This is a genomic window from Streptococcus sp. E29BA (genome assembly GCF_041807805.1).
Taxonomy (GTDB): domain Bacteria; phylum Bacillota; class Bacilli; order Lactobacillales; family Streptococcaceae; genus Streptococcus; species Streptococcus entericus.
In genome coordinates this window covers 37,169-63,080 of the sequence record NZ_JBGTZA010000008.1, presented here as the reverse complement: position 1 = coordinate 63,080, position 25,912 = coordinate 37,169, and the positions used below count along the sequence as shown (strand labels likewise).

Genomic DNA, 25,912 nt, shown 5'->3' with positions numbered 1-25,912 from the left:
CCATTATTCTGGTCATCGCCCGGGGCTGGGGTGGTACCAGCTGAATCGTCGGTTGCGCCTGAATCTTGACCTGCATCACCTGACTGATTGCCTGAATCGCCCTGATTTACGTCAGTGTTGCCACCTTCATTGATATCGGTGTTGCCGCCTGCGTTGGTATCGGTGCTACCACCTTGATCAGCGCCGGTGTTGCCATCTACATCGGTACCCGCGTTGTCGCCCTCGTTGGTATCGGTGCTACCATTTTGCTCATCGCTTGGTTTTTCAGGTAGCTGGTCTTCTTCGGCCACTTGTTGTTTTTTCTCCAGTTTAGCGAGAGCTTCTGTGATAGTTGAGATATAACCATCAACGATAGCTTGATCTGAGGCTTTTTTATCCAACTGAATAGCCGAAATGGCACTTTCCAGAGCAACTAAACTTTCGTCCGTATACATGGTGAGGTCTTCTGGGATACTCAATAGCAACTCTTGCAAGCGGCTGTAATCGGCTGGCTTGTAAGTTAATCCCTCAATAGCTTGCTTAACAGAGGTCAGATAAGCATCTACTTCCGACTGTTGATGACGTTTTTTCTGCCAATCAATTGCTGACACAGCATTGACTAAACCAGTATAGCTCTCATCAGTGTAGTATCCTTTTGACAGATCCTGAGGTAGCTGATTTAACACTTCTAAAAGTGGGAGATAATTGGCACGTAAGTGAGTTGCATTAGCTTCTGCAAAAGCAGTTACGAGACGATCAAATTTCTCTTTCTCAAATACCGCACTCGGATTATCTGCCCAAATAGCAACCATGCTACCAATTGTAGGTACACTACCAGCAGTTGTTCCTGGCACTTGATTTATTGGTGTCCGACCAATACGTTCCAAAGCACTTGCAAGGTTATAGCCTCCTTGGTCATCGCGTCCCAAAACGTAGTACCATGCATCGTTGGTGTTAATCAGATGATGTCCTTTTTTATTAAAGAAAGCAGGTTTTGCCACATCATAACCACTCCAACCAGATGTCCAATAAGAAATTAACAAATCCTTGTCAAAGCTACCGCTAGCTGTATGATTATTGTAATAAACACCGTCGTTAAACGCCATCGGCTTCAAACCAGCGGACTTGACAATACTTGATAAATCGTTAGCATAAATTATGAATTTATCATAATGCCCATCAGCTTGCAAACGATAAAAGCCTCTAGCATTTGTGGCATCGTTAGCATACTCATCTAATCCGATATTGAAAATACCTACTTTACCAGCAAAGAAGTCAACATATTTCTTAATCAATGCTTTGGTAAAATCAACTGCCTCTTGATTAGTTAAATCAATCGTCGTCTTAGATAGTTTTCCGCCAAAGCTATATTTAGGATTAGCTATGCCAAGACTAGCCATAGCTTCCAAAATAGTATCCATATGACCTGGGCTATTAATCGTCGGAATTATGTTAATTCGACGTGATGCTGCATAAGTAAGAATATCTAGCATTTCTGATTCTGTCAGAGCATTACCATTTGGATCATCATAATATACTTTGTTACCATTTTTAATTGCTGCTTTGACAGCATCACTAGCATAGACTTGATTATTTACCTCAAGGGTCATGTCATCCAGTACAAAGCGCAGACCATCATTTCCAAGTAAAAGATGCAAATCAGTAAAGCCGAGTTCACTAATCTTATCAATCACTGATTTAATAATTTCAGGACTAAAGTATTTCCTTCCAGCGTCAAGAGAAACAATCTTCATATCCAACCAAGCTGCTGGCAAAGCTTCTTGTGGTAAATAAGGCAAAAGTAACTGCTTAATCTTTTCAGTAGCTATGTCCACTTCTACTTGCTGATTCCTAGTCTTATCTCGTGAAATAGAAGTCAATAGTTCTGTCAAGGCTTCTTGAACGCTTACTGGCAAGCGATCCAAATAATGCGAAGCTAAGTTCAATGCTTCATCAAATTGCTTGTAGTTAGCGTTGAAAACATCTGGATTACGGTCTGCAAAAGCTACTAACAGTTCATTCACTAATTCAGCTCTATAAGACATTCGGGGCTCGTCTGCCCAAGCTGCAACCATAGCTCCGATAACAGGTACTGTTCCTGTGGTATCACCTTGCAGTTTCGTATAAGGTGTTCGTTGAATACCACCTTTACCTTGATCTAAGTTGTACCAACCTTGCCCATTTCGATTACGACCAATAACGTAGTACCAGTCATCATTCGTATTGAGTAGCTTATGCCCTTTTTCATAGAGGAAGTTTGGTGTCGCAACGTTGTAACGGTTGTCTCCTTCTCCCCAACCAATCGTCCAGTAGGACACAATAATATCCTTATCAAAAGTTCCAGCTGTCGTGACATTATTGTGATAAATACCATCATTAAATGCCATTGGAACTAGTTGATGAGATTTGACAATCGCAGCAAGGTCATTTGCATAGCTAACAAACTTATCATACTCTCCACGCTCTTGCAACGTTTTGAAACCAAATTTAGGTTTGGTAATATCGTTAGCATACTCATCTAAACCGATATTAAAGATACTGGATTTTCCTGAGAAATAAGACGCATACTTATCAATCAAAGCCTTGGTAAAGTTAACAGCAAAATCATTGTTAAGATTGAGCGTTGTTAGAGAAGTTTTTCCATCATGCTTAAACTTGGCATCTGCAATGCCCAACTCCTCAATGGCAGTTACAATAGCATCCATATGCCCTGGACTATTGATTGTTGGGATGATGCGGATATTCTTGGACTGTGCATAGGCAAACAAACTATCCAATTCCGACTGCGTCAGAACTTGAGCATTATCACGAGAACGCTTGCTTTGTTCATAAGCTAAGTTCCCTCGTCTTAAGGCTTCTTTAACAGCTTCATTCGAATAAGTCTGCCCATTAGCTGATAGGCTCATGTCATCTAAGAAGAATCGCAAGCCATCATTTCCCAAAATCAAATGGAGATCCGTATAACCAATCTGACTCAAGGTATCAACAAGTTCTTTCAGGCTATCTAAATTAAAGTATTTTCGACCAGCATCCAATGAGAAAACTGTCATCGGCTTTTGGTTTTGCTCACTAGGTTGCTCTTGACTTATGGTTTGAGCAAGGAGTTGTGACTTATATTTGCTAATCACTTCACGAACTTTGTTAAAGACAGCTCTGACATCAGCTTCCACCTGGCGTTCCTGATTTACTCCAGTTGATTCCATAGCACCGTAGCGGTTACGACGACCTTCTGGGCGTCGCATATTGAGGACGAAGTGGTCAAGCTCCTCACCAGCCTCTGGAACCGTCGCTTTAATCCAACGTATTTTTTCAATCAGACGCTCGGCTTCTTTGATTTGTTCATAGCGTGGCGAAGTTCGTGGAGTCTTATCCGAACCTGTTTTATCCCCTGGGTAAATCAAGAAGGGGTCACCACTCTCCCACCACCAGTGATCTACAGTTTCCAGAGGTTCTTTAACCCATGCATCATAAGCCCAACGCAGATAGCCGTCAAGACCTAAGCTGTGGGCATACAGTAGCACCCAAGCAGCTTCCACAGGAGCACTTCGAGTGAAGGCATTTGGATACTGACCTACCATAGAATACATCGTTGTCGTCTGACCACGTTCACGACGTTCTTTAGCATATGAACGAAGAAGCTCTGGAGATGATTGTCGCGCTGGATTATCAATTTCTGTCATGCTAACAGAAATATCATCAATTTTATCCAATAATTCCTTCATTGCAGGTTCATAGTGGTCAATCGCTACACTGAGTTTCAGTGTTTTTCCGTCTTTGTTACGGTATTTAGAAAGTAAATCTAACACCTCTTTCATGACATCAGCGGGTCGCTCATCAAGGGCAATATAGGCCTTATCAAACCACCCCTTTTCATCCAAATGCGCAATATAAGCTGGTAAAAAAGCTCCCCAGGTCTCTTTCCACTGCTGACTACCTGGTGTTAAGCGTTGTGAACGTGGACGATTCTGCGCTTCATCAAAATAACCAACTCGGTTATCCCATGGTGCAATAGAGAATGATTTAATTTGTTGGTCAATACCCAATTCCATAGCCAAGCTAACGTATTTGTCAAAATGGTCAAAGTTAAATGTAAAACTACCATCTTCCTTTTTCGTCCATTTTACCATTGATGGGTACTTGTCATAGGTCTGGTTATTCCAAGGATCTTCGACAACCGTTGCAGTAATTGATTTTCCACCAACTTTTTGGTATTCGGACAATTGCTGACGTAAGATGGCTAAATGCTCTTCACCAAAAAGTTGCTCATCAGAAAGCCCATAATAGCGAGCCACCGTGTACGGATACTGCCATAATTCGACACTAAAGCGGTCAGTTTTTGGCTGCTCAAACGGCAAGACTTCAAAACTGTAAGGCACGACAATTGCTTCTTCAGCATTGGCTGCTTTATAAGTCAGACTACCAGTATAGACCCCTGCCTTAGCATCTTCAGGAACATCAATCGTTACCCAACTGCCTTTTAGGCTACGAGCAGGTATCGTGACACTCCCTGCCTTATCAATAATATCTGGCACCATCTCCCTCGGAGCATCTGGAATACGGAATTTATCCCCACCACGAGCAATATGAGCACTCGTTTCTCGAAGGAATCTTATCTTAACCTTATCAGATGAAATTATTCCACCTGTCGTCATAAAATCCGAAGCTGTTCCTGTCACTTCTTCCAAGTCATGATTCGCCGCTAGTAAAAGAACTTCTGCATTGATTTGATCATTTCGGAAAGCGAAGGGACGCTCTGAACGACTAGGAATATTTGTTCTGAGCTGATCATAATCTGTTTGCTTGTAGTGGTGTCCATTGCTCACCAAATGAGCTTCGAGATTAACCCTCTCTTCTGATGTCACCTCAACAGTGCTATGTACCTCAAACCGTCTAAGGTAAAATGAAGTATCTTGGGCTGGAACCAGTTTTATGACATGATTACCACTTAATAGGCTTGGTGTTGTATAAAGTAACTGATTTTGATTAGCCGGATCTTCATCGTCATCGCCATAGGCACTAAAGGAAGCAACCTTGCTCCCGTCGAGAAAAACATCAACCTGACCATTATAAGGTGCTTTATCGCCAAAGACATGAACTTGGTCCCCATTGAACCGTAAGGTAGCAGAAGGACTATCACCACCGAACAACACTTTGACATTGTCCGGATAATCAAACCAATCACCAGAGTACTTTATTTTACCTGATTCATCTTCTGCAGTTTCAGCCGTCGCCAAGATAACCTCTTTCTGCGACTCCGTTCTTGGTTTAACAGGCGATTCTTTTGGCTGTAAAGCTTGCAAAGCTGCTGTCAAAACCAAAACATAAGAGTCAACAAACTCCTGCTCTGACACAGGATGGTTCAGGCGAATACTAGCCAAAGCAGCCTTCAACTGATTCAAACTTTCCTCTGTATAGACATCTGTTTTTAACAATTCAACATTTGCACGTTCAACCAGCGGAAGTACAGCAGTATAATTCGCTTTCTCATCCGAAGTTTCCGTATTAATCGGTTGTAATTTGACAATAGCATCGTTGATTACTGTAATATAAGCATCTACCTCTGCTTGCTCAGAAGCTGGTTTGTCAAAAACAATCTGATTGACTACCTGATCCAGATAAGCCAAACTTTCTGGTGTATAGGCATCAGCTTTTAATAGTTCATTGACCGCTTTTTGAAGAACCTCAAAGACAGCAGAATAATCAGCAGTTTGTCTTGGGGTTATTTCTTCAGAGGTAAGAGAATTATTAGAAGTTGTATCTGCTACCTGAGCTTCAACAATCATAGTTGATAGGGGTAGAAAGGATATGGCTGTTAGTAACGTAAAACACCAACTTTTACCTCGTTTAAAAGTCCTATAACGAATTTTTTCTTGTTGCAAAGCACGAAAAAGAGACGTTTTCCTCATATTGTTCCGACCTCCTTAATAATATTGTTATCGTTTTCATTATATCAAAAAAACAGAACACCGTCAAGAAATTGGTGTCTTTTTATATAATAAGATTAAAAGCAAATCATAGATATTATACCTGTAATCATCTGTTAAGGTTGATACAGTGTTAAGGTATTTTATAATAGCTCGGTCAGAGATTGAACTTTTTCAAGATGTATTCACCTATTATTTAGCTGATACATCGCAACAATCTCACCTGCATAGGTTTCTCCTCTTTCGATAAAGCCATAGTGACGGTAGCAGGATCTGGCATGGTGATTTTCGGCTTCGTAAGAGAGCCAGATTGCAGCTCCTTCTCCAGCTGGATAGGATTTAATGTAGTTCACAATACTGTCCATCACAGGGATAAAGTAGCCTTTTCCTTGATAATTTTGATCAATCATCAAACGAAACAGCAGATAATTTCCAGGACTAATGGCTAAGTTGTCATCATAAACGATAAAGGTAAAGCCGATCAACAAATCCTGATCATAAATCTCTAGAGGAGCGACAAAATGACCAGCCTTTTGATAGACATAAGCCTCGGCAAGACTGATAGCGTTTGAGGCGACAAAAACTTCTTGTTCTTTTGTCACACTGAGACCAATAACGGACAAATAATTACTCAGTGTAATGTCTCTTAGATTAATGGACATCCTAGTTTTTCTCACATCTCTGGATTAAAATAATGCTTACGGCAAACAGGAATATAGGTTTCATTACCACCGATTTGGATTTGCTCACCTTCATAGACTGGCTTGCCATGCACCGTACGTAAAACCATGGTCGCTTTTTTGGAGCAATACTGGCAAATTGTCTTAATTTCATCAATCTTATCTGCTAAGAGCAAGAGGTATTTTGACCCTTCAAAGAGCTCATTACTAAAATCATTTTTAAGCCCAAAAGCCATGACAGGCACATGAAAATCATCGACCACACGAGCAAAGTCATAGACGTGCTGCTTGGTCAAGAACTGACTCTCATCAATCAAGACACAATAAGGTTTTTCAGGTAGATTTTCAATATAAGCATAGACGTCCATGTCATCTGTAATCGGCACCGCTTCACGCCGCATGCCAATCCGACTAGATACAACGCCAAATGCATCACGAACATCCAAGGCAGATGTCATAATAACAACAGGCTTGTTCTGCTCCTCGTAATTGTGGGCAACCTTGAGAATCTCAATTGTTTTACCAGAATTCATGGTGCCGTATTTATAGTATAACTGTGCCATCACAGCTCCCATCTAAATCTTTATTCTCCCTATTTTAGCATAATTCACTCTTTTTTTCATCAAAAATCAGCCCAAGGATAAGAAAAAGCAGTTCCGATAGGAACTACTTTTCATCAATGACAAGTCTTACTTTTTTGCCTTGAGTTGGAACAGAATAGACAATCGTCCTTATCGCTGTAATCGTGCGACCTTTTCGACCAATGATACGACCAATATCCTGCTGATCCAAATCAAGGTGATACTCCAAGAATTCTGGTGTATCTTCAATCTTAATGCTAAAGGCGTCTGGTTGCGACAGTAAAGGATCCACAATCGCAATAATAAGATTTTCTATTGTGTCCATAGGCTCAACCCATTATTTTGAAAATTTTTGCTCATGGAATTTTTGAAGAACCCCAGCTTTAGACAACAAGCTACGCACAGTGTCAGACGGTTGTGCACCATTTGCCAACCACTCAAGCACACGGTCTTCTTTGATGGTTACTTGATTCTCAGCCACAAGTGGGTTGTAAGTACCAACAGTTTCGATGAAACGACCATCACGTGGTGAACGTGAATCTGCAACATTGATACGATAGAAAGGTTTCTTCTTAGAACCCATACGTGTTAAACGGATTTTTACTGCCATTTTTAACTAATCTCTTTTCTATTTCTTTTTTGAGGTCAATAGCAGAGCTATAACCTTACTTTAACTATTCTACCATAAAATAATCAGGTGTCAAGAAAAAAACTTGACACCTTAAAAATATTTTTTTACTCATACCGTAGAGCTTCAATCGGATCCAACTTGCTGGCTTTATTGGCTGGCAAGAGGCCAAATAGGACACCGATAAAGGCCGAAAAGAGCATGCTACCGATGGCAATCGGAAGAGAAACCGACACCGCTACACCGTCCAGCATGGCGCTAGCAGTCGCATTGGTGACACCGACGATGCCGTAAGCCATCAATAAACCAATCAAACCGCCCAACAGCGTTAACACCATAGCTTCAATCAAGAATTGCATCATGATATTGCCACGAGTAGCTCCTAAAGCCTTACGTAAGCCGATTTCCCGCGTCCGCTCTGTCACAGATACCAGCATGATGTTCATCACACCGATACCCCCAACAAGCAGAGAAATCCCTGCAATAGACCCGATAACTGCCGTCATAATTCCGTAAACTTGATTGATTTGTTCCGTAATCTGACTCAAATCAAAAATACTGTAACGTCCTTCTGTTACACCTGTCAATTGCGTCAATTGATCTGCGGCTGCTTGACCAATTTCAGAAGCTCTCGCCACATCCGACACATGGACGTAGATGCTTGATGCTTCGTCTAAACCGTACTCAGCAGCCAGCTGACTATTAGCCATCACCGCATTACCACCTGAATTAAAGGCAAACAAATCTGTTCCCGCATTAGGATCCTCATAGACTCCCACCACCAGATAAGATTTCTCACCTACAGAAACCACACGGTTGAGGGCTTCTTCGTTCGAGCCAAAGAGTTTGACAGCTAACTTGGTATCTAGCATCATGACACGGGCAAACTGGCGATAGTCAGCCTTTTCAAACCGTCGACCTGCTAAAATATCATATTTTTTGACATCAAAATAAGTTTCATTTATCCCAGTGATGTTGACATTTTCAGCTTTTTTATTCCTGAACTCGACGGTGGATATGGTGTTATTTGTCAAATAGTAGTTATCCACCCCATCAACACGCTCAACCAGTTGCTGCATGAGCGAATCTGTAATCGGTGGTGGGGTTACAGGGACACTCTCAGTCGCCGTAAAAACTGAGAGACCAAAACTGATTTCGCCGTCTGCTTCCTCAGGTTTAGGTTCATAATAGATGTTGATGTCCTGCTTATCCTGTGAAAAACTGTTGGTGACAGACGTTTGCAGCCCATTTCCCAGTGCCATGATAACAACGACCGAAGCTACGCCGATGATAATCCCCAACATGGTAAGAAAGGAGCGTAGTTTGTGCCCTAAAATCGATGAGAGGGCAAATTTCCAATTTTCCATGAGACCTCCTTAACGATTTTGTCTATCTTCAGTAATTTCACCATCGCGTAGGACGATGACACGTTTAGCATAAGCTGCAATTTCTGGCTCATGAGTAACCATAACGATGGTTTTACCTTCATTATTTAAGGCTGTCAACAGTGCCATAATCTGCTCACCTGTTTTGGTATCCAGCGCACCTGTCGGCTCATCGGCTAAGATGATTGAAGGATTATTGACCAGAGCTCTTGCGATGGCAACCCGTTGTTTCTGACCACCTGATAATTCAGACGGCAAATGCTTCACACGATCCCCTAATTCTACTTTTTCAAGATAGCTTAGGGCCAATTCCTGTCTTTTGCTGCTAGGAACACCTGCATAGATAAGGGGTAACTCGACGTTTTGCAAAGCATCAAGTTTCGCTAAGAGGAAAAACTGCTGAAAAACAAAGCCAATTTCCTGATTACGCACCTGCGATTGTTCCTTTTCAGTGAGATCATCGACCTGGGTGCCATTGAGTTCATACTCACCTGAGGTCGGACGATCTAACAACCCAATGATATTCATCAGAGTTGATTTCCCCGATCCAGAAGGTCCCATAATGGCTAAAAATTCCCCCTCTTCCACGGTTAAATCAATCCCCTTTAACACCTGCAAGGCCTCATCACCATTGCGGTAGCTTTTCGTAATTTGATGAAGAGAAATCAGTTGTTTATTGCTTATCACTAGAGACCTCCGTTCCAAAGTCAGACAGGTCAATAACCTCCTCAGGTTTCAGTGTCTGACCATCCTTAAACTCTGGACTTGGGTTAGCGATGACCGTCTGTTCTGTTTCCAGACCTTCAGTGACTTCCTGATTGAGGGCATCAGAACGTCCTAGACTAACCGTCGCCTTTGACAATTTGCCGGTTGCCTTATCATAAATCCAAACGTAAGACTGTTCTCCCTCAGCGACGATGGCACCGGTCGGAACCAGCTTATTCACTGCCTTATTGGTCACTTCGATATTAACTTTAAAGCCTTGTTTTAAGCCTGTTGTCTCACCAGTAAAATTCACCTTAAATGGATAATTAGCTGAGTTTCCTGTACCTGCTGATGGGGTTGACGTCTCGCTTTCAGAAGGATAATTAGAGATGTAGCTGATTTTTCCTGACCAAGATTTATCAGGGAAAACTTTTGAGGTCAATTTGACGTCTTGATCAACAGCAGTTGTTGCTAAATCATATTCTGTCAGCATGCCTTCAACCTGCAGTTGTCCTTCACTAACAATGTGAACGACCACCTGTCCCCCTGTTTTTGACGGGTCAATGGAACGATTGACCTCGACAACCGTGCCTTCTACTTTACTCGTTTCAAGGAGTTTATCTAAGGCTTCCTTAGCCTTGTCGACATCCTGTTGCGCACTAGCATAGGCATCGTTTAAGTCAGCCAGCTGATTATCTGCACTTCGTTGGACTTCTGCCACATTGCTGCTAACGCTGCCGTCTTCGTTGACGGTTTCAGTTGCAGGCAAACCATAGGTCCTTAAATCGTAAATCTGACGACCGATTTTGTTGAGCGCACGGACGGCTTGATCGTAGGCTGCTTGAGCAGTTTTGGTGGAATATTGCACCAAGGGTTGACCAACTGTTACTTTATCACCAACATTGACATGAAATTCTGAAATCTCACCCTTACTGCTATCGAAGTAAAGTTTCTGCTCACTCAACGCCTTAACTGTCCCTGTGAGCAATTTAGAAGAGGCAATTGAACCTTCAGTGACTTGGGAAATCTGATAGGGCTCTACCATCTCTTGACCTTGCCCTGCTGATCCACGACCTAGCAGAAAGTATCCTCCTAAAACAGTCACTCCTATCAGACCTGCAACGATGCCCCATGTTTTTTTAGACATCTGAAAAGGGTTCTTTTTCTTTGTTGTCATAGCAACTCTCCTTTTGTGTGTTTTATTTAGGACAATTATAGGACGATACCCTCTTTTTGTCAAGTAAAAACCTTACCATTATATAAAAAACTGGGTTACCCCAGTTAAACGTTTACTTCACTTCTTGTTGATAAAAGGCTTCTAAAGCTTCTTGCCAGGTTGGAATGACAAATCCTGTCGCCTTAGTTTTCGCTAAGCTCATGGTTGAGTTGAGTGGACGCTTGGCCTTGGCTGGGAACTGGCTGGAGTCCACTGGCAAGACCTCAACGTCAGTATCTTTCAAAATTTCCTTTGCAAAATCATACCAGGTCGTATCCTCTGTCGCATCGTTGGAGAGGTGATAATAACCGTAAGGAATATTTTTTTCCACCGCGTAAACCATGAACTCAGCTAGCGTCCTTGTCCAAGTCGGACGACCGTGCTGGTCATTAACGACCGTTAACTGTGAACGGCTTTTGGCCAAGTTCTGCATGGTGAACACAAAGTTCTTCCCGTAATTACCAAACACCCAAGCCGTTCTAATGATATAGAATTTGCTAGCCAGCTGCTCAACAGCCTCCTCGCCCAAGCGCTTGGTCCGCCCGTACTCAGTTTGCGGGTCAGGCGTGTCTTGCTCCAGCCACTCCTCTCCGACTGGCTTTTGCCCATCAAAAACATAGTCTGTCGAGATGTAAATCAAGGTCACATCGTATTTATTCGCTGCTCTGGCGATGTTTTCTGTCCCTGTCACATTGACAGCATAGTTGAGTTCCTTGCCCTCGTCTTCTGCAGCATCGACCGCCGTATAGGCCGCACAGTGGTAAACCACACTTGGCTTGACGTCCGCAAAAACAGCATCCACTTGTTCCCACTTGGTGATGTCCATCTCCGCCACATCCACCGCTACATAAGTTTCTTGTCGTTCATCCAACAAATGGCAGAGTTCTGTCCCGAGTTGCCCTTTGACACCTGTTACTAAAATCATCAGATTATCTCCTTTAATTATCTTATTTTTATTTTACACTAAATTTAGGCAAACATCAGCCCTTTTCTTTAACAATATAAACAGGGCGTTTTTTGGTTTCAAGGAATATCTTGGCGATGTATTTCCCAATAATCCCTAAACAGAGCAACTGAATCCCTCCGATAAAGAGGATAATAGTGACCAAACTCGCCCAACCTGCCACAGGATCACCAAAGAGTAACTTCTTAAACACAACAGTAATAATCCCAACAATTGACAGCCCAAACGAGGAAACCCCAGCCCAAATCGCTAAGCTCAAAGGAGCATCGGAAAAGTTGATGAAACCATTAATAGAATACTTGAGCAAGCTCATAAAGTTCCAAGAGGTTTCCCCAGCTACCCGTTCACGGTTCTCATAGGAAATATAAGTCACGTCATAGCCGACCCAAGAAAAGAGACCTTTAGAAAATCGATTGACTTCGCCAAGTTCCAAGATGCTGTCAACCACCTGACGGGTCATGAGACGGAAATCACGCGCCCCATCAACCATCTCTGTCTCAGAGACCTTATTAATCAGGTAATAAAAGGTTTTAGCAAAAAAAGAACGAATCGGAGGCTCTCCTTTGCGGTCAGCTCGTCTAGTCCCCACTACATCGTAGCCTTGGTCAATCTTGTTCACCATTTCCACCAGAAGTTCAGGCGGATCCTGCAGATCAGCATCCATAACGGTCACCAAGTCCTCACAACACGCCTCGAGACCAGCCAAGAGCGCTGCTTCCTTACCAAAATTTCTCGAAAAGGACAGGTAGTGTACATTGGCAAACTGCCCAGCCAGCTCTCGCAAAAGAGCCAAGGTCTGGTCTTTTGAGCCATCATTGATAAAATAATAAGAAAACCGCACACGGTCAGCTAACTCTTGCTCTACCCGCTGACAGGTTGCTAGAAATGGGCGTAAGGTTTCTTGCTCGTTATAACAGGGCACGATGACAGCTAATGTTTTCATTGTCTGGTCTAACTTTCCTATGGTATAATAAAGGTTAACAATGCTTACAGTTAACCAATCAATCATCCTATTATACCATAGAAAGTTAAAACATGTGTAAAAAATTCTCTCCGTCTCTTTTCCCTCTACTCATTATCGTAGGATTTTCAGCCCTTCTTCTCTGGGCACAGATTGCCACTCAAGCGACTATTGTTGGATCAGATGCTATTTTCCACTACAATCGCTTTTATGACACCGCCATGCAATTAAAAACAGGGGAGTTTGATTACTTTATCAGCACCTTTGGTTACCAGCAATCAGGACGGATTGTCAATGCCTTGTACGGTCCTTTTTTTGCTTACCTGCAAGGCGGTCTTCTTCTCATCAGCGGCACATGGTTTAAGTATCAACTTCTGTCGCGTCTCTTGCTCAGTCTTATAGCAGGCAGTGGGATGTACCGCTTACTACGCCAAGCAAAAGTTGAACAATGGCTCTCTTTGGTACTAGCCTTATTTTTCTTGACAACATTCGCTGTTCAATACTGGAGCATCCGTCAAGGTTTTTCTAGCTGGGGTGTAACTTTCTTTCCTTGGTGTCTCTTGCCCGCTATCGCTGCCATCCAAACCAAACAGGTCAAGCCCCTAACCCTTGCTGTGGCAGTTGCTCTCATGCTGCAAATCCATACCTTGAGCACCTTGCTCCTCGTCCTGACTTTCATCCCATTTTTTGCCCATGCTTTTTTGACCAGTCCAAGAAAATGGTTTTTCCTGAAGCAGATGATGATAGCCATCGGTCTTTGTCTCCTGCTAATGGCTAATGTTTGGCTACCGCTCATTATTTTGGGACAAGCTAATGAGTTGATTCAACCCTTTATCAATAAGCGTCTACCTGAAAGCACTATTGACCGCAGCAGCATTGTCCTCTTTTTTCAACCTGTCGGACTAGCTTACTTACTGATGGCTCAGTTACCTCTGACTGTTCTAGCCATAAAGAAAAAGGCTTCACCTCTTTATCATCTGAGCCTTCTTGCCTTTCTCATCATGTTCGGTCTATCAAGTAGCTTATTCCCCTGGGACAGCCTGAGCGGAAAAAATATTAAACTAGTTGAGTTAATCCAGTTCCCTTTTCGCTTTTTCCTGATTGCCACACCTCTCTTTCTCCTTGTCTTTGGGCAAGGTCTAACCATTCTCAACCGATGGAAAAAAACGATTATCGGCTTTATCGCTTGTTTGACCCTAGCTGGCGCCTACCAAAATATTCAAGAAGAATATGATATCATTGCTAGCCAATATGAAACTGACACGCCTATTCAACTACGAAAACACACCAAGCTATTAGGCAGTGCTGACGAGGTCCGACAAAGTCTACACAGTGCTGACCTTGAAAGATTTTTAACCTTGGCCGTCAAATCAACCCCCGACTATCTCCCACTCTACCATCAGACCAAGGAGAACAGGTACAAACTCTACGAAAAACTCGTTATCGACCAACATCATCTGGTTGAAAAAACAAAGCAGAATGGGCAACTGCTACTATCTTGGACATCAGATGCTGAAAAAACGATTCACCTTCCTGTCATTATCTACTCTGGTACTCAAACAAAGCTCAATGGCCAAGCGCTTCATCTAACACCTGAGCAACTTAGTCCTATCGGCACACCGACAGTCATGTCTCAAGTTGGCGAGAATAATCTTGTCCTGACCTACCAGCCAAATAGCTCTCTTTATCCTGCTATTTGGGGCAGTTTGATTGGTTGGTTCGGTCTTGTCTGCTCAGCTATTCTCATGAAAATGAAAAACAAACCACAAACGAAAACGTTTTTCTAAAAATATCCTCGCAATCACTAGGCATATTTGTTGCTATTTCACGCTAAACTCTAAGCAGGCTTAGCCTGCTAACCCATGACAGAAAATAATTCTTACTTTATACTATAAGGGAACAATACAAATCCGTGGTCTTTAATAGGGCTTTGCCTAGCCTGTACGCCAAACTGGATGAATAAGAGTCATGAGATAACTCGATTATGCCTTGAGTGTGGAAATAAAATGACTAAAAGCCTCTTATTCAATTGTTCAAAAAAGAATAAGAGGCTTTTTCTATGGAAGTAATGATTGAAACCTGTTGTGGCATTGATGTCCATCAGAAATCTATCGTTTGTTGTATCTTAGACGGTCCACTTGATACCAACAAACCTAAGAAAATCCAAAAGACATTTGGAACAACGACCGTAGCTCTTCAGAATGCCCTAGCTTGGCTTGAGGAAAATCAGGTGACTCATGTGTTCTTTGAATCCACTGGTCAGTACTGGGTGCCATTGTTCAATATCTTCTCTGATTCTGAGTTGACCTTAGTTCTAGCCAATCCACAGCACATCAAGAATGTGCCTGGTCGTAAAACTGATGTCAAGGATGCCGAATGGATTGCCCAACTGGAGCGGTGTGGCCTGATTGCACCCTCTTATATCCCAAGTCCTAAAGTCATGCAGTTACGATTACTCACTCGTCGCAGACGGTCTTATAAGCAGCGTCAAACACAAGTGAAAAACGAGATGCACAACCTCCTGCAACGGGCTAATATCAAATTGACCAGCTACCTGTCCGACATCTTCTCTAAGACTGGACAAGCACTCTTAACCTTATTTATCAACGGTCAGACCATTGATGTGGCTGCGGTTTCCTCTTGCATTCATAAACAGGTTAAGGCAAGTCCAGAGGAGCTCGTTGAGACCATGAATGGGAAATTGTCCCTAGAAGACCAATTTCTGTTAGACCAAAGTTTAGAAGAATATAGGCTGTATCAAACATTGATGACCACATTAGACAAAGAGATTCAGGCTTATATTCAAAAGCATTTCCCCGAGGAAAATAAACGTCTTCAAACCATTTCTGGCGTGAGTGAAGCTTGTGCGGCAGTTATATTAGCTGAGATTGGACCAAGTATCGAAGCATTTGAGACCGATGGCCACTTGGCTTCTTGGGCAGGTCTCTGTCCTGGTTCTTATGAAAGTGCTGGGAAGAAGAAATCTTCGCATATCACACAGGGAAATCGTTACATTAAACACGCTCTAACCTTAGCAGGGCTGACTGCCGGACGGTCTAAAGACCCAGCTTTTTCATCCTTCTATCACCGAATTTCCCAAAGAGGAAGCAAGATGAAAGCAGTCATTGCCTGTGCACATAAGCTACTCAGAATCATCTACAAATTACTCGCCACACAACAAAACTATCAACAAGAAAAGGCGTTAGGGCTGAGGCAACAGTTCTAACACCTAAAGTTTTTTAAAAATTCCAATTCCAGTATAACACAGGGAGTGACTTTTTGCGCTTTTTTACTGTATATTTTCAAATAAAAAAGGGTATACTCGTTAGGTAAAAAAATTGAAAAGGAGTTTCTTTACATGTTTAAAGAATTAAAAGCATTTTTGTTCAAAGGCGATGTCCTTAACCTTGCAGTAGCAGTTAGCATCGGTGCAGCCTTCAAAGCCATCATTGACTCACTGATTGAAAATGTTATCACCCCTCTTATCCTTAACCCAGCCCTCAAAGCTGCTGGTGTTGAGAAAATCGCTCAACTTTCTTGGAGCGGTGTTGCCTACGGTTCATTCTTGAGCGCTGTAATTAACTTCTTGGTTGTTGGTACGATTCTCTTCTTCATCGTTAAAGCAGCTGAAAAAGCACTGCCTAAAAAAGAAGAGGCACCTGCTGGTCCAACTCAAGAAGAACTCTTGATTGAAATTCGTGACTTGTTGAAAAAACAAGCCTAAAATTAATACTAAAGATTCGGAAAGGTTAAGTGGTCAAACGACAGCTCAGCTGCCGAGTCTTTTTTTATAAAACGCTTTTTATAGTTCTAAATCAAACAAAGAGTGGTCACTGTTTTTTCTCCAACTGACTAATATGTTTAGCTAGCACAGACCATAATCTCATCTAAAGACAGACTTCTTTTCCCCATAGCCCTCCATCTCCAGACCGATTTCCGTCAAAAACGGAGCTTTTCCAGCCTATTCTAGCTAAAATATGATAGAATAAGAAAGCATGACATTTTACAGAAAAAGGAAACTATTATGACTATCGGAATTGACCGCATCGGTTTTGCGACCAGCCAATACCGTCTTTCTCTGGAAGACCTTGCTCAGGCACGTGGTGTCGAACCTGCTAAATTTACCAAAGGACTGATGCTGGACAGCATGAGCATCACACCTATCACCGAGGACATCGTGACCATGGCAGCCTCTGCAGCCAGTCAAATCCTGACTGATGAAGATAGAGAAACCATCGACCTGATTATCTTTGCGACCGAGACTGGCATTGACCAGAGTAAGGCAGCCAGTGTCTTCCTGCACGGGCTCTTGGGCATCCAACCCTTTGCTCGCTCCATCGAGATGAAAGAGGCTTGTTATGCCGCCACAGCGGGCCTGGACTATGCCAAGCGCCACGTGGAAAAATTCCCAGACCGTCGCGTCCTCGTCATCGCCAGTGACATCGCCAAATACGGCATTGCCTCAGGTGGTGAAGCGACCCAGGGAGCAGGGGCGCTTGCCCTCATCATCAGTAGCAACCCTCGTACCCTCATCCTCAACGATGATAATCTGGCACAAACCCGCGACATCATGGACTTCTGGCGGCCCAACTACTCAACGACCCCTTACGTCCAAGGCGCTTTCTCGACCCAGCAGTACCTGGACTGTCTGACCACAACTTGGGCTGAGCACCAAAAACGCTTTGGCACCTCACTCGACCAGCTGGCGGCCTTCTGCTTCCACGTGCCCTTCCCTAAACTAGCCAAAAAAGGGCTGGACAGCCTCATGACAGATGACCTCACAAAGACCGATCGCGACCGTTTGACCAGCAACTTTGATGCTGCCATCACCTACAACCGCCAGATTGGCAACATCTATACAGGATCCCTCTACCTCTCCTTGCTCTCTCTTTTGGAAAATAGCAGAGCTCTGGAAGCAGGTGACCAGATTGGTCTCTTTAGCTACGGTTCTGGAGCGGTCTGTGAGATTTTCACGGCGACTGTCGTTGACGGTTTTGAGCAGCACTTACGGACAGATCGTCAGGCTGAACTGGACTTGCGCACCCCGATTTCGGTCGATACCTACGAAGCCCTCTTCTACGACGAAGCTCAGCTCGACGAGACAGGCTCAGCCAGCTTTAAGACCTATCAGACAGGTGCCTATGCCCTAACAGCCATTGACCAGCACCAACGGATTTATCATAAGGTAGACTAAGATGAGCACATGGACAGGATTTTACAAGAAAAGCCGTGAGGAACGCTTGGCTATTCTCCAAAAAGAAAGGCTCCTAAGCCCAGAACACCTCAACCAGTTAGCAACCAACCAGCAACTGCCTTTAGAGATCGCCGACCAGATGGTGGAAAATCTGCTAGGTACTCTGAGCCTCCCCTTAGCGCTAGTCCCTGATGTGCTAACAGACGGCAAGGTCTACCAAGTGCCCTTTGCCACCGAGGAGCCATCTGTCGTTGCAGCAGCCAGCTTTGCCAGCAAGATCGTCAAGCGCTCTGGTGGCTTTACAACAACCGTCCACAAGCGCCACATGATTGGGCAAGTGGCCCTCTATGATGTGCCAGATTTGCTGGCAGCACAGACAGCCATCATAGACCAGACTGACCAGCTACTGGAACTGGCAAACGCTGCCCATCCCTCCATCGTCAAACGTGGTGGCGGTGCCAGAACCCTCCGTGTTGAGGTCGTGGAAAACACCACACCACTGCTGGTTGCCTATCTGGAAGTTGATCCTCAAGAAGCCATGGGCGCCAATATGGTCAATACCATGTGCGAAGCCCTTGCCCCTGTCTTGGAAGAACTGACACAGGGCAAACGATTGATGGCTATCCTATCCAACTATGCCACTGAGAGTTTGGTCACAGCAACCTGTGCGATTGACCTGCGCCTGCTCAGCCGAAACACGGCAGAAGGTCTAGACCTGGCTGAAAAGATTGCACTGGCCAGCCAATTCGCCCAAGCTGACCCCTACCGTGCCAGCACACATAATAAGGGAATCTTTAACGGTATTGATGCGGTGGTCTTGGCGACAGGTAACGATTGGCGAGCCATTGAAGCCGGCGGCCATGCCTACGCCAGTCGCGATGGCCAGTACAGAGGTCTGGCAAGATGGACTCTTAGCGAGGATAAGACCCAGCTGCTTGGTCAGCTGACTTTACCCATGCCTATCGCTACTAAGGGCGGCTCGATTGGGCTTAACCCCAGTGTTCAGGTTGCCCATAACCTCCTTGGGCAACCGACCGCCAAGGAACTGGCTCGGGTTATCGTCGCTATCGGTCTGGCACAGAACTTGGCAGCCCTAAAGGCGCTGACCTCAACAGGCATTCAGGCTGGGCACATGAAACTCCACGCCAAATCCCTAGCCCTGCTGGCAGGGGCTAGCTCTGCTGAGACTGACCGTGTGGTCAAGGAACTCCTGAGTGCCCAGCACATGAATCTGGAAACAGCAACCGCTATCTTACAAAACATAAGACAAGAAAACTGATTGAGCTTTAGCCCAATCAGTTTTTGTTTAGCGACGCACCATGGTTTTGCGAATATCGAGCGCCACAGCAACGATAATCACAAGTCCTTGGATAACGTTGGTCATATCTGGTGATACACCAAGATAGGTCAAGCAGACTTTGAGAAGCTCAAAGACGAATACACCAAGGAGAATGCCTGGTACCGTTCCCTGACCACCAGCGGTAGACACACCACCAATCGTCGCCGAAGCGATAGCGTCAAGTTCATATCCGAAACCAGCCCCTGCACCAGCAGAACCTGTCTTAGCAGTCAAGAGGAAACCAGCTAGACCGTAGAGGAGGCCTGCCAAGAGGAAAATTTTGATTTTTGATAGGCGGACATTGACACCTGATACCTCAGCAGCATGTTCGTTACCGCCGATTGCGTACATGTACTTACCGTAACGGGTCTTGTTGTAAAGCACCCACATGCCTAGACCAACCAGAGCAGCAATGACTGTGATGTAAGGCACGACACCAAACAATTTGCCTTGTCCCAAATTAACAAATTCATTTTTGAACGTTCCGATTGGTTTACTTTGAGAGTAAATCAAGACTAAACCATAGGTCATGATTTGGGTACCAAGTGTCGCTAGGAAGGGTGGAACGTTGAGGAATGAGATAATTGTCCCGTTAAACAGACCGAGCAAAGCACCGACAAGAAGCGCTGCAATGAGGGGCACAATCATTGGCAAATCAGGCAGATTTGGGAAGAATTTCCCAACAAAGTCAGGCTTTTGTACCAAGGTTGCTGTGATGATGGCTGTCAAACCAACAATACGACCAGCTGAAAGGTCAGTACCTCGGGTAATCAAACACCCTGAAATCCCTAAAGCGATGATAAACCGCACAGAAGTATTGGCCATGATATTGGCAGCATTTCCTAGTGTAAAGAAATTATCTTTCGTCAAACCTGTGTAGAGAATCATCACAGCAACAACTATATACATGGAATTCTTGGTCAAAAAATCGCCAAGATTAAAGTTTTTTTTGGTGTCAGACATCTTATTCTCCTTCCTGTTCACTCACCATAAATTTGGTAGCAAGCGTCATCACTGATTCTTGTGTCGCCTCATCACGGTCAAGGAAACCTGAAACTCGCCCTTCACACATGACCATGATACGATCTGATACGCCTAGCAATTCAGACATTTCAGAAGTAATCATGATGATGGCTTTTCCTTCAGCTGCTAGATTATTGATAATCTGATAAATCTCATACTTGGCCCCAACGTCAATACCACGTGTCGGCTCATCCAAAATCAGAATATCAGGGTTATTAGCCAGCCAACGTGCTAAAATCACCTTCTGTTGGTTACCGCCAGACAGGCTACCAATTTGCGTCTTATTGCTCGGTGTTTTAACCCTTAGGCGCGATACATTGCTATCAACAACTTCATTCATCTTCTGCTCATTGAGCAAACCAAAGCCTCCAACATACTGTTTAAGGGCTGCGATAGAGGCATTATCAGTGATTGATAAGACACCAAAAATCCCGTTGTAGCGACGGTCTTCTGTCACCAGAGCGATTTTATTGGCAATGGCATCCGCTGGTTTCTTGATGGTAACTGGTTTACCATGCACAGAAACCTCACCTCGATCCAGCACCCTCAAGCCATACAGAGCTTCCATAAGCTCTGTCCGTTGCGCACCAACCAAGCCACCGATGCCTAAAATCTCACCCTTGTAAAGCTCAAAACTTGCGTCTTTGAAAGATAGAGAATTAGGAGAAGTCAATCCATCAGCCCTTAAAATCACCTCATCAGACACCACATTAGTTTTCGGTGGAAAGAGACTGGTCAGCTCACGTCCAACCATGTTTTGGATAATCTTAGCCGTGGTCATCTCACTAGCAGGCCAAGTTCCCACGTACTGACCATCGCGCATGATGGAGATGTCATCTGAAATTCGTAAGATTTCATCCATTTTATGGGAGATATAGATAATCCCGATGTTTTTCGCTTTTAGACTATCAATGATTTCAAATAATTTCTCCACTTCAGAGCTCGTTAATGATGAGGTTGGTTCATCCATGATGACGATTTTGGCATTGTGTGAGATTGCCTTGGCAATTTCGACAGATTGCATTTGGGAAACCGTCAATTCATTCAGCAAGGTTTTGGGGTCAATATAAAGCCCGACCTCGTTGAGAAGCGTTTTGGTCTCTTCGTTCATCTTAGCATGATCAACCAAGTTGAATTTGCCCAAAGGATAATTGCCCAAAAAGACATTTTCTGCGATGGTCATCATACGAATCGGTTGAAGTTCTTGATGGATCATCGAAATCCCAGCATCAATTGCCTCCTTGGACTCCTTGAAATCAACCTCTTTCCCATCAAAAATAATCTTTCCACCATCACGATGATAAATCCCAAACAGACATTTCATCAAGGTTGACTTGCCTGCACCATTTTCTCCCATTAGTGCATGCACTGTTCCTGGTCGGAGCTTGAAGGTCACGTTATCTAAAGCCTTGACCCCAGGGAATGTTTTGGTAATATTCGTCATTTCTAAAATATAATCACTCATTCACCATGTCTCTCTTTCTATTTTGACAAAAATGTGTCCCCACGCGACAGACAACGGACTGGCCAGCAGGCACGTGAGAACACACTGTTCATGAAATTGGGTTACTCTTTAGATGATTAATTAGTTGCTGTTCTTTTCACTTTTTGCACGTTCTTCGTAGCGTGCTTTGGCTTCCTTAGTTGTTTCTGTTTTGGCTTCTGCAGCTTTTAATTCTGCATCAGCTGCCTTAGTCACTTTAACATAGTTGACCCAGTAGTAAGAAGAAACATCTTCGCCCTTCATCAATTTCACAGCTACATCTGCTGCTGTATGAGATTGGTTGTAATGGTCGTTAAGCACTGTACCAGTCAACTCACCTTTTTCAAGGAGCTCCATAGCATCTGGAATAGCATCAACACCGACCACCAGAATATCCTTACCAACAGTCCGTCCTGCAGCCTTGATGGCTGTTACTGCACCGACAGCCATGCCATCGTTGTTAGCAAAAACAACTTCAAGTTTATCACCAAATTGCTCAAGAGCAGTTGCGGTCACTTCTTGACCTTTTGCAGTATCCCAGTTTGCCAAGTATGGTTCCGCTAGAGCTTCACGCTTAATGCCTGCATCGTCAAGGGCTTTAACAGAGTAAGCTGTTCGCTGTTGAGCGTCAACGTTTGCTGGGTCTCCAAAGAGTGTAATGTAGTTAACCTTACCGTCACCGTTGATATCACCCTTACTGTCTGTGGCAGCAATGATTTCACCTTGATAAGTTCCTGACTGGGTCGCATCCGCACCAACATAAGTTGTTTTGCCTTCCCAAATTTCAAGTTCCTCTACCTCTGGTTCACGGTTGATGAGAACAACTGGAATCTCAGCAGACTTAGCTTGATTGATGATGCTACCTGCAGCAGTTGGGTCAACAAGGTTAGCTAAAATCACATCTTTGCCTTGAGCGATAAAGTTATTGATTTGCTCAGTTTGGGTAGCCTGGTCTTGCTTACCATCTTGGATATCTAAGACATACTTGTCACCGGTTTCTTCGCTAAGCTTGTTGAAATAAGTTTCCAACTCCTCGCGATAAAGGGTCATAAAGTTGTCGTCAAATTTATAGATAGCAACACCGACCTGATAGGTTTTACCTGAACCACCACCAGAAGCATCTGAACCACCGCCATTACCACAAGCAGCTAAGGCAAGAACTGAGGCTGAGAGAGCTAAAAACTTCAAACTTTTTTTCATTTATTAAACATTCCTTTCTAAATGTTAAGAGTAACCAATTTTTTGAAATAGCTGTAAGCGATTTCGTTTACTCTTATATAGTAAACTTTTACTAAATATTTGTCAAGAGTTTTTATTGTTTTTTTTGAAAAAATTTTGCAGATCTGATGTTAAGAGATTTTTTAGATACCTTGATTTTTTATCGCATTCATGTTATATTACTAACATAAGAAAAGGAGGAATTAACATGATTTCATTAGAAAAAATACGTCAAAGTCTAAAATCTTTGAACCTAGCCATTATCATCGTCAACATCATCTTCGCTGCGATTACTGTTTTACTCGTTGCGTTGGCGGCTTTTGGATTTAGCGCGATGAACAATCCAGAGTACCAAGCACAAATCCAGTCTCAGCTGACACCCGAACAATTAGCTGCTATCCAAAATTCGAATCCTGCCTTGGAACTTGCTGCAACAGGCTTGGTCGCTTTAGCTTATTTGGTTGTTTTTGTCCTTGCTTTCTTAAATCGTAAGAAAATCGATGCCAACCAGCCTAGTTTGTTGCCTTACTATGTCGGTATCAGTGGTGTAATTTACAACTTCCTTACTTATGTTATCCAAGGTGTTGCCCCATCTATTTTTGCGATTGTTGTTCAGGGTGGGCTCTTGGCTTTGTACATTTTCAGTATCCAGAAAGCTAAACTGCTCCTGAATAACAGCACAAGCCATGCTGACATTAGCTAAATCACATTAAAATAACCATTTCCTAACTAGATAAAACCCAGAAACACGTACTGATTCGTGTCTCTGGGTTTTTTAGTTTTCTAAACTAGACGTTTTGGTATCCTTTAACATATTCTGCCAGCTGGCAGGTGAGGTCATGGCGCATAAAAGGCGTAATCAGGTAAATTCCCTTGAAACCTAGTTCCAGCGCCTTGTCAATCAGTGCCTTACTTTCTGCCAGTCCGATAGCTTCGCAGGCTTGCTTGTCCTCCTTGACGGCTTCTAGTCGCACAAGAAAGTCTTCCGAGAGGCTGATGCCTGGCACTTCGTTATGGAGAAAGAGGGCATTGTTATAGGTGACAATAGGCATAATCCCAATAAAGAAGGGCTGGTTATAAGGTGCTGTCAGCTCTGCCATTTCTTCCAAAATCGCCAAGCTGTAAATGGGCTGGGTGATAAAATAGTCGGCACCTGCCGCAATTTTTTTCTCAATCAGACGATGGGAACGAGACAGATTCTTGATATTGGGGTTAAAGGCTGCCGCGACCGTAAAATTGGTCGGCTTGCGCAGGCTAGCACCGCTGTGGCTCTGACCTTGGTTGAGCTGTTTGATTAGGCTCAGCAGTTTGAAACTGGTAAAATCATAAACGCTGGTCGCCCCAGGAAAATCCCCCATTTTGGAGGGGTCACCAGTCACCGCCAGCACATTATCAATGCCCAGGACATCCATCCCCAGCAACCGCGACTGGAGACCGATCATATTATGGTCACGGCAGGCCATGTGAAGGAGGAAGGGCGTGTCCACCTGCTCCTTGAGCAGAGCTGCCAGACTGAGGTTGCAAACCCTCGTGCTGGCTAGGGAATTATCCGCCAGCGTGATAGCAGCTAGACCAGCCTGATCCAGAGCCTTGACACCAGCGATAAACTTAGTCAAATCAAGGGTTTTAGGTGGGTCAATCTCCGCAATAACCGTCACGCCAGCCTTTACATAATCAACCAAAGTCGGTCCGCTAGAGGTCGTCGGGAGCAAGTGCACCGCTTGCCGCTCCTCCTTGACGATTTTTTTAGTAATTGGTGCCAGACCTTTCAAAGCCTTTTTAGCAGCTCGGATGTGGTCTGGTGTTGTGCCACAGCAGCCACCGATTAGCCGCGCCCCTTCAGCGACAAAAAGACGGCTAATTTGCCCGAAATAGTCGGCATTCTGACGGAAACTGTACTGACTGCTCTCCCCCTCTTCTTGCAGGGCCAGAAGACTAGCGTTAGGATACACAGACAGGTAGGACTGGGCAAAGAGGGGAAGCTGTTCCAGCGACTGCAACATGTGGTAGGGCCCTAAATGGCAGTTGAGACCAACCACATCTGCTCCCAGATTGGTCAGTTGACTAAGCACCTCCACGACAGGCTTGCCATTAGCTGTCAGTCCCACCTCTTGTAAGCTGACATTGGTCACCAAGGGCAGGTCGGTCAAGGGGCGCAGCGCTTTGACTACTGCTAAAAGCTCCTCCGTATCATGATAAGTTTCCAGCAAGAGCCCGTCCAGCTGATTGGTTGCGAGTAAGGACTCGGCCTGATCCAAGGTTTCCTTGACAATTGCCTCCAAACTCAATTCGCAGTGCCGAAGTCCCCGAGACGCACCAATGGTTCCCAAGACAAGGGTCGTCTCCCCAGCTGCCTGCCTGGCCAATCTGACAGCCGCTTGATTGATTGCGACCATCTGGTCTGCCAAACCATAGGCGGCCAATCGATGTCGCTTGACCCCGTAAGTATTGGTCTGGATGACATCTGCTCCTGCCTCGATATAGGCCCTGTGGATGGACAGGATTTTCTCAGGATGAGTCAGGTTGTAGGCTTCGTGACAGGTGTCCAAGCCATCCGCGTAGAGCAGGGTTCCCATGGCCCCGTCTGCCACCAAAACCTCTCTGTTTAAGCGTTCTAATAATCTTGTCATAT

General features: G+C 44.1%; 20 protein-coding genes and 1 pseudogene. 6 read left to right on the top strand and 15 right to left on the bottom strand.

Annotated elements, in window-relative coordinates; translation table 11 throughout:
* The 11 genes and pseudogenes from ACERC8_RS02970 to ACERC8_RS02920 all read right to left on the bottom strand — a co-directional run.
* The coding region (locus ACERC8_RS02970) for a glycoside hydrolase domain-containing protein (protein WP_373658416.1) at nt 1-5,762 on the bottom strand (5,762 nt) is incomplete at its 3' end.
* Between the two features lie 21 nt (nt 5,763-5,783).
* A pseudogene (locus ACERC8_RS02965) lies at nt 5,784-5,885 on the bottom strand (KxYKxGKxW signal peptide domain-containing protein); the annotation flags it as partial.
* A 203-nt stretch (nt 5,886-6,088) separates the two neighbouring features.
* A complete protein-coding gene (locus ACERC8_RS02960) occupies nt 6,089-6,565 on the bottom strand; it encodes a GNAT family N-acetyltransferase (RefSeq protein ID WP_373658415.1) in 477 nt (158 codons plus the stop codon).
* Between the two features lie 11 nt (nt 6,566-6,576).
* Complete coding sequence (locus tag ACERC8_RS02955) at nt 6,577-7,146, bottom strand: thymidine kinase (RefSeq protein WP_373658414.1); 570 nt, start codon at nt 7,144-7,146, stop codon at nt 6,577-6,579.
* Nucleotides 7,147-7,249: 103 nt separating this feature from the next.
* The gene (locus tag ACERC8_RS02950; RefSeq protein ID WP_373658412.1) at nt 7,250-7,489 is read right to left on the bottom strand and encodes a KH domain-containing protein; all 240 of its coding nucleotides are present in this window, start codon (nt 7,487-7,489) and stop codon (nt 7,250-7,252) included.
* A gap of 12 nt (nt 7,490-7,501) precedes the next feature.
* Complete coding sequence (rpsP, locus tag ACERC8_RS02945; protein WP_018368603.1) at nt 7,502-7,774, bottom strand: 30S ribosomal protein S16; 273 nt, start codon at nt 7,772-7,774, stop codon at nt 7,502-7,504.
* 125 nt (nt 7,775-7,899) lie between these two features.
* Nucleotides 7,900-9,159 carry an ABC transporter permease gene (locus ACERC8_RS02940; protein WP_373658411.1) on the bottom strand — a complete coding sequence of 420 codons (1,260 nt, stop codon included), beginning with the start codon at nt 9,157-9,159 and terminating at the stop codon, nt 7,900-7,902.
* Nucleotides 9,160-9,168: 9 nt separating this feature from the next.
* A complete protein-coding gene (locus ACERC8_RS02935; protein WP_018368605.1) occupies nt 9,169-9,864 on the bottom strand; it encodes an ABC transporter ATP-binding protein in 696 nt (231 codons plus the stop codon).
* Nucleotides 9,851-11,059 (bottom strand): efflux RND transporter periplasmic adaptor subunit, encoded by a 1,209-nt coding sequence (locus ACERC8_RS02930; protein ID WP_373658410.1) that lies wholly within the window; start codon nt 11,057-11,059, stop codon nt 9,851-9,853. Before ACERC8_RS02930 ends, ACERC8_RS02935 begins: the two co-directional genes overlap by 14 nt.
* A gap of 112 nt (nt 11,060-11,171) precedes the next feature.
* Complete coding sequence (rfbD, locus tag ACERC8_RS02925; RefSeq protein ID WP_373658409.1) at nt 11,172-12,023, bottom strand: dTDP-4-dehydrorhamnose reductase; 852 nt, start codon at nt 12,021-12,023, stop codon at nt 11,172-11,174.
* A 55-nt stretch (nt 12,024-12,078) separates the two neighbouring features.
* Nucleotides 12,079-13,005, bottom strand: a complete 927-nt coding sequence (locus tag ACERC8_RS02920; protein ID WP_373658408.1) for a glycosyltransferase family 2 protein — start codon at nt 13,003-13,005, stop codon at nt 12,079-12,081.
* 92 nt (nt 13,006-13,097) lie between these two features.
* Here ACERC8_RS02920 and ACERC8_RS02915 point away from each other — a divergent pair, with 92 nt between their 5' ends.
* The 5 genes from ACERC8_RS02915 (at nt 13,098) to ACERC8_RS02895 (ending at nt 19,496) form a co-directional block, all read left to right on the top strand.
* Nucleotides 13,098-14,810, top strand: coding sequence for a hypothetical protein (locus ACERC8_RS02915; protein WP_373658407.1), 1,713 nt, complete (start codon nt 13,098-13,100; stop codon nt 14,808-14,810).
* A gap of 272 nt (nt 14,811-15,082) precedes the next feature.
* On the top strand, nt 15,083-16,249 hold the full coding sequence (locus tag ACERC8_RS02910; RefSeq protein ID WP_373658406.1) for an IS110 family transposase: 1,167 nt from the start codon (nt 15,083-15,085) through the stop codon (nt 16,247-16,249).
* 132 nt (nt 16,250-16,381) lie between these two features.
* Nucleotides 16,382-16,747, top strand: coding sequence for a large conductance mechanosensitive channel protein MscL (gene mscL / locus ACERC8_RS02905; RefSeq protein WP_373658405.1), 366 nt, complete (start codon nt 16,382-16,384; stop codon nt 16,745-16,747).
* Nucleotides 16,748-17,047: 300 nt separating this feature from the next.
* Nucleotides 17,048-18,217, top strand: coding sequence for a hydroxymethylglutaryl-CoA synthase (locus ACERC8_RS02900; RefSeq protein WP_373658404.1), 1,170 nt, complete (start codon nt 17,048-17,050; stop codon nt 18,215-18,217).
* Nucleotide 18,218: 1 nt separating this feature from the next.
* Entirely contained in the window at nt 18,219-19,496 is a 1,278-nt protein-coding gene (locus tag ACERC8_RS02895) for a hydroxymethylglutaryl-CoA reductase, degradative (protein ID WP_373658403.1), read from the top strand.
* A 27-nt stretch (nt 19,497-19,523) separates the two neighbouring features.
* Here the strand turns inward: ACERC8_RS02895 and ACERC8_RS02890 are convergent, their stop codons facing one another.
* From ACERC8_RS02890 to ACERC8_RS02880, 3 genes are all read right to left on the bottom strand, one after another.
* Nucleotides 19,524-20,519: a beta-methylgalactoside transporter gene (locus tag ACERC8_RS02890; RefSeq protein ID WP_018368613.1), complete on the bottom strand. Its 996-nt coding sequence runs from the start codon at nt 20,517-20,519 to the stop codon at nt 19,524-19,526.
* A 1-nt stretch (nt 20,520) separates the two neighbouring features.
* Nucleotides 20,521-22,044, bottom strand: coding sequence for a sugar ABC transporter ATP-binding protein (locus tag ACERC8_RS02885; protein ID WP_373658402.1), 1,524 nt, complete (start codon nt 22,042-22,044; stop codon nt 20,521-20,523).
* Nucleotides 22,045-22,164: 120 nt separating this feature from the next.
* Nucleotides 22,165-23,262: a galactose ABC transporter substrate-binding protein gene (locus ACERC8_RS02880; protein WP_373658401.1), complete on the bottom strand. Its 1,098-nt coding sequence runs from the start codon at nt 23,260-23,262 to the stop codon at nt 22,165-22,167.
* 226 nt (nt 23,263-23,488) lie between these two features.
* Between ACERC8_RS02880 and ACERC8_RS02875 the strand changes: the two genes are divergently transcribed.
* Nucleotides 23,489-23,983 (top strand): hypothetical protein, encoded by a 495-nt coding sequence (locus tag ACERC8_RS02875; protein WP_373658400.1) that lies wholly within the window; start codon nt 23,489-23,491, stop codon nt 23,981-23,983.
* Between the two features lie 85 nt (nt 23,984-24,068).
* Here the strand turns inward: ACERC8_RS02875 and ACERC8_RS02870 are convergent, their stop codons facing one another.
* Entirely contained in the window at nt 24,069-25,910 is a 1,842-nt protein-coding gene (locus ACERC8_RS02870; protein ID WP_373658399.1) for a bifunctional homocysteine S-methyltransferase/methylenetetrahydrofolate reductase, read from the bottom strand.
* Between the last annotated feature and the right edge of the window lie 2 nt (nt 25,911-25,912).